At 74.2% G+C, this 1,139-nt stretch carries 2 protein-coding genes and 1 pseudogene; 1 reads left to right on the top strand and 2 read right to left on the bottom strand.

The annotated features are described in order from the left end of the window. The coding region (locus BKE38_RS29115; RefSeq protein ID WP_131829793.1) for an FAD-dependent oxidoreductase at positions 1–327 on the bottom strand (327 nt) is incomplete at its 3' end. A gap of 82 nt (positions 328–409) precedes the next feature. Continuing rightward, complete coding sequence (locus BKE38_RS29110) at positions 410–646, bottom strand: CsbD family protein (RefSeq protein ID WP_076960599.1); 237 nt, start codon at positions 644–646, stop codon at positions 410–412. 119 nt (positions 647–765) lie between these two features. Between BKE38_RS29110 and BKE38_RS29105 the strand changes: the two are divergent. After that, positions 766–1,139: pseudogene (locus BKE38_RS29105) on the top strand (CCA tRNA nucleotidyltransferase); the annotation flags it as partial.

Below are 1,139 nucleotides of genomic sequence, written 5' to 3'. Positions count from 1 at the left end.
GGCCTTTTCCAGCGCGTCCCGCCGGTTCTTCGGCACCGGCGCGGTGAAGCTCTGCTTGAAGCGTTGCGCCGCGCCCCAGTCCAGCCGCAGCGCCGCGCCGCCGGCGACGCCGTGCGGCGCCAGACGCTGCGCCCGCTCCATCGCCTCGGCGACCGACCAGAAGACCTTCTTCGGCTCGCAGCCGCGCAGCGCGCAGGTGCCGCCGAAATCCCGGTTCTCGATCACCGCCACCCGCCAGCCGGCCTGTCGGCAGCGCTCGGCCACGGTCACCCCTGCGGTGCCGGAGCCGAGCACGATCAGGTCGTAGGGGGTGTCCCGCTGCGGCATCGGCCCGGCATCCTTCTTATCCTATGTGAAGGATGCCAACTCGGCCGGCGCCGCCCCGGTTGCCCGCCCCAGCGGACCTGCATCAGAGGATGCGCAGGCGGCCCAGGATGTAGCCGATGCCCGCCGCGATCGCGATCGAGGTCAGCGGCTGCTCGCGGACATTGTCGCAGAGCTGGCCGAGGACGTTCTCCGCCTGGCCCTGCATCTGGTTGGCGGCGCCGCGCGCCTGGTAGTCGCGGTTGCCGGTCAGCCCGCCGACCGCTTCCTGCACCCGGCCCACGGTCTCGCGGGCGGCGCCCGTCACGCGGTTCTCATCCATCTGGCGATTTCCTTTCCATCGCGGCCCCCACGGCCACGCTGGCAGGGAAACGCCGCTCCCCGCAGATGGATGCGCCCCTGCTTGCTTTGCCGCCGTCCGCGTGGTGCCTTGCCGCCGCCATGACCGACGACGCCATGCAGGACCCGCCCAGCACCCGCATCGCCGCCCCTGCCCGCCTGCGCCAGGGCGCCCCGGCGGCGGTGCTGGCGGCGCTGCCCGGAGCGCGCGCGGTGGGCGGCGTGGTGCGCGACATCCTGGCCGGCCGCCCGGTGCACGACGTCGACATCGCCGCCCCCCTGCCGCCCGAGGCCATCGCCGGGCGCCTGCGCGCCGGCGGCCTGAAGGTCTTCGAGACGGGGCTGCAGCACGGCACCGTCACTGCGGTCCTGGACCATGAGCCAGTCGAGGTCACCAGCCTGCGCCAGGACCTGGCCACCGACGGCCGCCACGCCACCGTCGCCTGGACTGAGGACTGGCGCGAGGACGCGGCGCG

Origin of the sequence: Teichococcus deserti (assembly GCF_001982615.1) — a bacterium.
Lineage (GTDB): Bacteria > Pseudomonadota > Alphaproteobacteria > Acetobacterales > Acetobacteraceae > Pseudoroseomonas > Pseudoroseomonas deserti.
Note: the sequence above shows the minus strand (reverse complement) of the source record. Positions and strands in the feature narration are given on the sequence as shown.

Coding starts and splice junctions, on each gene's coding strand:
- BKE38_RS29110 (WP_076960599.1), bottom strand. CDS start 646: ATGGATGAGAACCGCGTGACGGGCGCCGCCCGCGAGACCGTGGGCCGG.